Annotated in this window: 7 protein-coding genes and 1 tRNA gene; all 8 read left to right on the forward strand. The window is 41.8% G+C overall.

Annotated features, from left to right (window positions below; translation table 11 throughout):
• The first annotated feature begins 356 nt into the window (after positions 1 to 356).
• The 8 genes from COT43_03875 to COT43_03910 all read left to right on the forward strand — a co-directional run bounded on the left by COT43_03875 (position 357) and on the right by COT43_03910 (position 7917).
• Positions 357 to 1556: a hypothetical protein gene (locus COT43_03875; GenBank protein PIS29424.1), complete on the forward strand. Its 1200-nt coding sequence runs from the start codon at positions 357 to 359 to the stop codon at positions 1554 to 1556.
• Positions 1553 to 2689 (forward strand): DNA polymerase III subunit delta', encoded by a 1137-nt coding sequence (holB, locus tag COT43_03880; protein PIS29425.1) that lies wholly within the window; start codon positions 1553 to 1555, stop codon positions 2687 to 2689. The genes COT43_03875 and holB overlap by 4 nt, the downstream gene beginning before the upstream one ends.
• Positions 2686 to 3513: a hypothetical protein gene (locus COT43_03885; protein ID PIS29426.1), complete on the forward strand. Its 828-nt coding sequence runs from the start codon at positions 2686 to 2688 to the stop codon at positions 3511 to 3513. The genes holB and COT43_03885 overlap by 4 nt, the downstream gene beginning before the upstream one ends.
• Before the next feature lie 26 nt (positions 3514 to 3539).
• Positions 3540 to 5435 carry a methionine--tRNA ligase gene (locus tag COT43_03890; protein PIS29427.1) on the forward strand — a complete coding sequence of 632 codons (1896 nt, stop codon included), beginning with the start codon at positions 3540 to 3542 and terminating at the stop codon, positions 5433 to 5435.
• A 20-nt stretch (positions 5436 to 5455) separates the two neighbouring features.
• On the forward strand, positions 5456 to 6217 hold the full coding sequence (locus COT43_03895) for a hydrolase TatD (GenBank protein ID PIS29428.1): 762 nt from the start codon (positions 5456 to 5458) through the stop codon (positions 6215 to 6217).
• A complete protein-coding gene (locus COT43_03900) occupies positions 6214 to 7014 on the forward strand; it encodes a ribosomal RNA small subunit methyltransferase A (protein PIS29429.1) in 801 nt (266 codons plus the stop codon). The genes COT43_03895 and COT43_03900 overlap by 4 nt, the downstream gene beginning before the upstream one ends.
• Before the next feature lie 47 nt (positions 7015 to 7061).
• Positions 7062 to 7137, forward strand: a tRNA-Met gene (locus COT43_03905).
• Between the two features lie 372 nt (positions 7138 to 7509).
• Complete coding sequence (locus COT43_03910; protein PIS29430.1) at positions 7510 to 7917, forward strand: hypothetical protein; 408 nt, start codon at positions 7510 to 7512, stop codon at positions 7915 to 7917.
• Positions 7918 to 9237 lie beyond the last annotated feature (1320 nt).

Raw genomic sequence — 9237 nt, forward strand, 5'->3', positions numbered from 1 at the left:
AAGAATAACCGAGCGGATGAACTTTATCCTTTTACGGGAGAGCGTCCCGAACCTTCGGGAAGGTCGTGAGTTCGATCCTCATCAGCTCCACAAAAACGAAAAATGAGGATGAATGTGTGAATTGGCTTAATTCCGAACTGATTTAAGTTGGGTGAGGATAAGTTATTCATGCAAGTCCGGTTTTGCTTAAAGATTGATTAAAGCGCTGGAAATAGCAGTAATCTACTTTTGAATGCTTTTGCAAGTTATACAGCACATCCTAGTAAAATGCCGGAGCGCTCAGCATCATTGCAATTTATAGTCTTGAAAATCAGACATACATTTGTTATTTTCAGACGGTTTTATGAGAAAAGTTCATGAATAGATTTATCTGCATTATCGTCCTGAGCGTATTATTGTTTCCACAAATTGTTCTATCTCAACAGGACGACTTAGAAAAGAAAATTGAATATAAATCAAATGAACTGGGAAAAATCCGTGATGAAATAAAGAAGTATAAAAAAGAACTGAATCAAGCGGCATCCAGGGAAAAATCATCACTTGAAAAACTTCAGGAGACTGAGAAAAACCTGAGCCTCACGCTAAAACTGCTGAATCAATTAAATCGTGAACAAATGCATAAAGAGTACGAAATCCAGCGGACGGGGAAATCCATCGATCAATTAGAAAACGATTTGAAATTATTAAAAGGGTCTTTTTCTCAGAGACTTGTCAATTTGTACAAGCAGGGCGATATGAGTGAATGGGAATATTTACTCACATCTAAATCGCTTAATCAGGCGATTTATCGGTATAAATATTTTCGGATTATCTCGGACATTGATCGCAGAAATTCGCGGGAGATTCGGTATACGATTGATAAAGTGAAAGAGAAGAAAAAAGCACTGGTTTTGGAAGTTCAGGACCAAGAGAAAATCATTGCCGAAAAGAAAAATTTTCAAAGGAGCCTCGCTGAACAGAAACAGTCTCGCGCCCAAAGCCTGAGCGTTGCAAGGAAAAATAAACAAAATATTTCGAAGACAATTCGTCAAAAGGAAAAAGCGGCTCAGGAACTTTCACGATTGATTGCCAGTTTGGAAAAAGAACAGAAAAATCGTAGCAAAGAACTTGAACGCCAGCGCGCGCTGTCCGGACTTAAAACAGACAACCCGTTTCAACAAAGTCAGGGTGTACTCGGCTGGCCGGTTCAAGGCGAGATCATCTCTCGGTTCGGTATGCAAAAACATCCGATTCTTAAAACGGTTACCGAAAATTCCGGAATTGATATTAAAGCCAAGCAAGGCACTCCGATCAAAACCATTTTGGATGGCGTTGTCACAACGATCACTTATATTCGCGGATTTGGGAATACGATCATCATCGATCACGGCTCCGGATTTTACTCGGTTTATTCTCACATCGAAAACGTCAGCGTTTATGAAAATCAATATATTGCGAAAGACACCGTCATCGCGAGCGTCGGAGATTCAGGGACGCTCTCCGGCTCCATGTTGCATTTCGAAATATGGAAAAATCGCACCAAACTTGATCCTGAGAAATGGCTGGGTAATCGATGAATCGGCTCTTCAATCTCGTCAATCAGCAGGATAATCGGCAATTGCTGATGAACACAATTCGTAACGGTCGTGTCGCGAATGCTTATCTTTTTCACGGACCGGAAGGAAGCGGTCAGGAAGGATTTGCGCTGGAATATGCGGCGATGCTGAATTGCCAATCTCGCGAAAATCAACCTTGCGGGCAATGTCCATCTTGTCATAAAATGAAAACCCTCGAACACGGCAATATCCATCTCGTTTTTCCCATTCGAACGGGTAGTCTTGAAAAAAATGATCCACCGTTTAAGAATTTCGGACCAGATGACATGGAAGAAATTCAAAATTGTATTCGAAAAAAGGCGGAAAATCCTTACGAAAAGCTCTGTCCTTTTGACGGAAAACACATTCCAATCAATTTTATTCGCGAGATTCGGAGAAAAATTTATCTGACCGCTCCGGAACCTGGCTATAAAGTGGTAATTGTTTTCGATGCAGATTTAATGATGGAACCAGCGGCGAACGCATTTTTGAAAATACTCGAAGAACCGCCGGACAAAACGTTGCTAATTCTAACGACATCCAATATAGACGCAATTCTACCGACTATTCGTTCACGCTGTCAAAGGCTCCATTTTCCAGCGCTTTCAACGACCGACCTTGGAAATCATCTTCGCGAGAATGGTATTCGTGAGGATCGAATCAATCTGGTGATGCGTCTGTCGGGTGGCGATGTTCGCCAAGCGATTCAGTTGAAAGAGGCTGATCTTGGCCGGCTCAGAGAAATGACGCTCGAAGCGTTGAGAATGATCGCTATCTGGAAGATCGACAAAGTTTACGATCTTGTGAACCGATTTGTGACGTTGAGGAAAGAGAATCCCGATGAATTTGACCGGTTGATGCTCTCAATTTCCTTCTGGTTTCGCGATGCCGCAATTCTTAAAGCGGGCAAACCGGAATCAGACCTTGTTCACGCCGATATGCAAATCGAAATACGAAAATTTGTCGATTATTACACAGAATTGGATGCTTTTGGAGCCTACTCTGCCGTCGATAATTGTATTGATTTAATAAGCCGTAATGTCTATATTAATCTCGCTTTAGTAAATATGTTTTTTAAGATACATAATAGAATTCAACCCGGAAAATCCCAATGAGCGAAACCGAAACAGATACGCTGGTTAAAATAAAATTCAGCGGTTCGCGCCGAGAAATATATCGAAACCCACAAGAATTGCCAATCGAGCAAGATACTTTGATGATTGTTGAAGCCGAGCGCGGAGAAGACATCGGGAAAGCCATTCCGTTTCTTACAAAAAAACGGTTGGACGACGGTAGCCCTGTGCCGCTATGCGTTCTTCGAAAAGCTACAGAGTCTGATTTGATCATTGATAAGGAAAATAGGGTTAAAGAAAGGCAAGCGTTTCAATTTTGCCAACGTCGAATCTCCGATCTGAAATTGCCTATGAAACTTCTGGACGTTGATTATCGTTTTGACCGGAAAAAGATCGTATTTTTCTTTTCAGCCGAAGAGCGCGTCGATTTTCGGGATCTGGTTAAAGCCCTTGCCTCTGAATATAAAACCCGAATCGAAATGAAGCAGATGAGCGATCGCGAGGAAGTCAAACGAAAAGTTAGCATCGGAATGTGCGGAAATCCGGTTTGCTGTAATTTATTCATTGACGAATTCGAACCCATTAGCACTCAGTTCGTAAAAGAGCAAAATCTGCCAATGAATCCATCAAAGATATCTGGACTTTGTGGAAAACTTAAATGTTGTTACCGATTCGAGCATGAAACTTATTCGGAAGTTCTGAAAAATTATCCGCCGTATGGAACAAAAGTACAATGTGAAGGAAAATCCGGAGCAGTTGAAAAAATAGATATTTTTCAAAAAACGATCACTTTAAAACTCGAAGATGATACTTGCGAAGAAATTCCGCTGACTGATTTCAACTCCAAAATTAAAATTGTCCAATAGAATTCTAACTTTAGACTTGATTTACTATGGAAAATAGCCACCGTTTTTATATCACTACTCCCATCTACTACGTCAATGATAAACCGCACATCGGTCATGCTTACACGACAATTCTTGCGGATGTCTTAGCGCGATTTCACCGGATGAAAGGCGACGAAACATTTTTCCTGACTGGCGTAGATGAACATGGACAGAAGGTCCAACAAGCGGCGGAAAAAGCAGGAATCGATCCGCAAACACATTGCGATAATATGGTTGTTCATTTCCAGAATGCGTGGAAAAAATTGGAAATTACAAATGATTTCTTCATCCGAACGACTTTCGATTTTCATAAAACAGCCGTCAGAAAAGCGCTGACCCATTTGTATAATAAAGGCGATATCTATTTGGCGGAATACGGCGGTCTTTATTGTCTTGGGTGCGAACGATTTTATACGGAAAAAGAACTGGTTGACGGAAAGTGTCCGCAACACTTGATAGAGCCGGTCTTTATTAAAGAGAAAAACTACTTTTTCCGCATGAGCAAATATCAGGAATGGCTTGTTGACTACATCCAGAAAAATCCAGATTTTATCCAGCCGGAAAGTCGTCGAAACGAAGTTCTTGGGTTTTTACGAAATCAGTTGGACGATCTTTGCATTTCTCGTCCAAAATCGCGCCTAAAATGGGGAATCGAATTACCTTTCGACGCTGACTATGTGACATATGTTTGGTTCGATGCGTTGCTAAATTACATGACGGCTGTCGGATACGGACAAGATGATGAAAAGTTTCGCAAGTGGTGGCCAGCCGATTATCATTTAATCGGAAAGGATATCGTTACAACACATTGCGTCTATTGGCCGACGATGTTGAAGGCGTTGGATTTGCCTTTACCCAAAACGATCTTTGCGCATGGCTGGTGGATGGTTTCCAATACAAAAATGTCCAAATCACTGAAAAATATCGTCCAGCCTCTCGATCTAATCGATGCTTATGGAGTCGATCCCGTGCGTTATTTTCTGATGAGAGACATGGTTTTGGGACAAGATGCGAATTTCAGCGAGGAAATGTTCATCAAGCGTTACAACTCCGAACTTGCTAACGATTTCGGAAATCTTGCCAACCGCATTTCGACTCTAATTCAAAAAAATTTTGATGGAATCATTCCGGCTCCAAATACTCAAACCGATGATGAAAAGGAAATTCAAAGTAAAGCGTGTCTTCTGCCAAAACGTGTTCACGGTCTGATTGCCGAATTTCGTCTAAACGAGGCGCTTGACGAAATCATCGTTTTTATTCGCTCGCTCAATAAATATATGGAGGTTCGCCAACCGTGGCAATTGGTTAAAACGGACAAAGCCGCCGCCGGAACCGTACTTTATACAGCGGCGGAAGGACTTCGTCTCGCGACGCTTTTACTTCAGCCGGTCATGCCGGAAAAAAGTCGTATTTTGCTGGATATTCTACCGACGGAACCGAACCAGTCTTTACTGTTTGAATGGGGAAGGTTAAAAGTGGGTGGTTCTCTTGGGGAAATGCCGATTTTATTTCCTCGGATCGATCTGAAAAAAGAATCCGAAAAACCGCTTCCAAAGAAAGAAACCGTTCCGGAAGTCCCGTTGATCACAATCGACGATTTCTCAAAAGTCAAACTTGTGACGGCTAAGGTCCTGACGGCGGTTAAAGTCGAAAACTCGGATAAGTTGCTAAAATTGATGATCGATACGGGAAACGTGAGCCGGCAGATCGTTGCGGGAATCGCGCAACATTATTCTCCTGAACAGATCGTCGGGAAAACGATTGTCGTCGTCTCGAATCTTCAACCTGCAAAGATTTTCGGAATCGAGAGCAACGGAATGCTTCTCGCCGCCAAGAAAAGCGGAAAATTGACGCTCATTACTGTTTCCGAGGAAATCGCACCCGGTGCGACGATTGGATAAATAAAAAAAGTGAAACGATCATGTATATCGATACCCATGCACATCTGACATATTCACCATTGTATGAAGATGTTAGCGCTGTTATTGAACGCGCTAAATCCGCTGGCGTCAGTCCGATTATATGTGTCGGAACTGATCTGCAATCGTCCAGACGCGCCATTGCAATGACAGAGCGATTCGATAATATTTTTATCACGGTTGGAATTCATCCGCACGATGCTGAAAAACTCAAATATGGCTGGCAGAAAGAAGTGCTGGAACTTTGCCGTCATCCAAAAGTCGTTGCATACGGCGAGATCGGACTGGATTACTACCGGAATTTCGGGCCGAGAAATACGCAATTGGCTCTTTTGGCGGAGCAGATAGAAATGGCTGAATCGCTAAATTTACCGCTGATCTTGCATAACCGGTTGGCAGAGGACGATCTGGCACGTTGTTTGGCGCGTTGCGGTTATTTTCACGGCGTCTTGCATTGCTTTTCTTCAAACGTTGAGTTCGCCCGGAAAGTGCTGGCGATGGGTTTTCACATTTCCTTCACGGGAAACGCGACCTATGGAACTCCAAGGATTGAAGAGGTCATCAGAACCGTTCCGCTGGATCGATTGATGCTGGAAACCGATTCGCCTTATCTGCCGCCGGAAGGCAAACGCGGAGAAGTCAACGAACCGGCGAACATTCCGCTCATTGCTGAAAAAATCGCCGCAATTAAGATGGTTTCTGTGACTGAAATCGAGAAACAGACGACCGATAACGCACGTCGGTTTTTCAACCTTCCCCAATGACCGGTTTCCCTAAGAAAAGACTCGGTCAGAACTTCCTCATCGATCCCAATATTTTAAGAAAAATCATCGCAGTTATTTCTCCTAAACCGGAAGACATTATCGTCGAAATCGGGTCGGGAAGGGGCGCACTGACTGATTTGCTGGTTCAATCGGGCAGTGAAATTCACGCGATCGAAATCGACAAAGATCTGATTCCCGAATTACAGATGAAATTTGGCAGTTTCCCGAATTTCCATCTCTGGAATGACGACGCACTGAAGTTCGATCTTTCTTCATTATCTAAGCCGAACAGCCGACTGCGCATCGTTGGAAATATTCCGTACGACATCACGAGTCCGCTGATTTTTAAGATATTCGATAACATCGCAATCGTTCAGGATGTGACTTTTTTAGTTCAAAAGGAAATTGCCCGGCGCATAACGGCTTCACCGAATTCGAAGGATTACGGAATTCTGAGCGTTTTATGCAACTATTTTACTATTCCGAAACTCGAATTTATTGTCTCGCCGCATGTTTTTCGTCCGGCGCCAAAAGTTTTTTCCGCAGTAATTACACTGGCGATCCGGCAGATCGATTCCGATCTCGAGTTCCGAAAAATGTTGATCAAAACGGTGAAAACTGCTTTCAATCAGCGCCGGAAAATTCTGTCAAATGCGCTCGGCATCATGTTGAAAGAACGAGGAACGGACGATTGTCCGATCGACTTAAATCGTCGTGCCGAGATGCTGACTGTTGATGAATTCATGGATCTATCTCAATGGTTTATGCGAAGAGAATCCAAACCATTTTCCTTGTAAAAAACGCATACAGGAAATAACTTTACACGCTTTTTTAATGAAAATATGGGCCCCTAGCTCAACGGTTAGAGCACCAGACTCATAATCTGTCGGTTCCGGGTTCGAATCCCGGGGGGCCCACAAAACCAACTCTTCCGACGACAAATCCAATCTTTTTACGTGTCTTTCTATCATTTTTTTACACAAGATGGGCTATTAAATACTTGGATATTTTAGTAAATATTAGGATATGAAACCGGATACCGAACAGGATACTGGTTTAAGCAGTTGGTTTTTCTTCTAATGACACTTCAGACGAAACAAGTTGTGTGAAATATCCGTACTTTACAGATAACGTAAATAAGGACATTATTGAAACGATCACCTGACGGGTGTAATTTCTCATTATGATCTGTTTTAAACTTGGACTGGATAAGTGTTGTACACCTGAAAAGCGGTAACCTTCACCGCCTGCCCGTCCATTAACTTTTAAAGGGCAATTGGAAAGAGTTGCAAATGATTTCTAAAGAACCTGAAAATTTCACAGTACCTGTTACTAAGAAATGTACAAAATGCGGGAGTGAAAAACCGCTAACTGAATTTTATAAAAACAAGAGGTCAAAAGACAAAACAACAAGTTATTGTAAAGCTTGCCTGGACGCCTACCAGAAAACCTATCGACAAAGCGAAAAAGGCAAAGCCTACCATAAAGCCTACAATAAAATCTATAACCAAAGCGAAAAACGTAAAGCCTACAAGAAAGCCTATCGACAAAGTGAAAAAGGCAAAGCCTCCCCGCAAAGCGAAAAACGTAAAGCCTACAAGAAAGCCTATCAACAAAGTGAAAAATATAAAGCCTATATGAGAGCCTATTACCAACGGAGAAAAACGAAAACGACAGTCAAAGAATTGGATGCGGCATGAGGGATTTGCAAAAGGAAAAAGAAGTACCTGTCTTTCAACTGGAAAATCCGACACCATTCGGACACCGATTTCATTTGGGCAGTGATTCAGTGGAAGCCCTGGATAAACATTATCAAACCCAAATTGATTGCTGTTTTACCGGATAAAATGTGGTAAACATTTTGCGTTCTCCATCGAGAAACGTGAAAATGTAAATTCCCATTATGGGAATTTGTGTGGGTTGTATGACGTTGATTGAGTGATTACGACTGAAAAAACGTCTTTCAGAACGGTCAAGATTCTTCTATGGAAGAAGCAGATATTGCAGAATATTTGTGTTGACTAATTCCAAAATATATCTTACAATAAAACCGCTATTTTAAATAGGGATAAACCGCAGATAAGCATTACACCGATACTTTATCTCGGAAACACACGTTATTTGGAAAAGAATCAAGTTGGATTTAACGATTTCAATAAACGGATCCCGAAGCTTCGGGACAAATAACTGATACGGCAACTTATTATTCAAGATGTTCTTTTATATCGACAGCATGAGACGTTTCTCCTTCGGGAGAACGCGTTAGGTTACTATTAGAAGTAACAGGCGGGAATTTTATTGCCTGTTATTTCACAGGTTTTCCTTAAATATTTCTGAACTGCTCCGTCGTGACATGTGACTGACGGGGCGGAGCCGTGCCCGGAATGAGAGCGTTATCCGCAGATAAGCGCAGATTAACACAGATAAAAATGACGTAGTCTTTTTTATTGTGTTGATTGATTTTTCGGTTCGTGTATCGTATATCTTCAATGTTTGTTTTAGAAGATCAGAACTTTTTCGGATTTTGAAATTGTTTGGATTTTGGCACTTTTTGTGGCTCAGGATGACAGCAGCGATAGAATTTAGAATTAAGAATTAAGAATTTAGAATTATAAGTCCCACTAATGGTGGGAAATCTTGGACAGCTTCAAATCGCAAATTGAAAATTGCTCTAATATCAAATTTCAAATTTTGGCGCTTGTTATTTGTCTATTCTATAGATAAGGATGACAGCAATGGACTGGTTACTGTTTACTGATTACTGATTACTGATTACTGTTTACTGGTTCTCAAACCTGACGGCAGGGATCCAAATGATAATTTCCATTGTTCGTAGCCCATGGATTTATCCATGGGATAGAAGAATCTCCCCCAACTAATTATCCTTATCGTCTCAGCGCTCCGCGCTGAGACGAGATTAAACACTGACGCTGATTAACACTGAATTGTTATGATAATACGGAGAATATGTGTCAGGTCTGAGGACCCGACACAACATCTTGGCGAGAAAATTTACTGTT

This window comes from Candidatus Marinimicrobia bacterium CG08_land_8_20_14_0_20_45_22 (genome assembly GCA_002774355.1).
Lineage (GTDB): Bacteria > Fidelibacterota > UBA2242 > UBA2242 > UBA2242 > 0-14-0-20-45-22.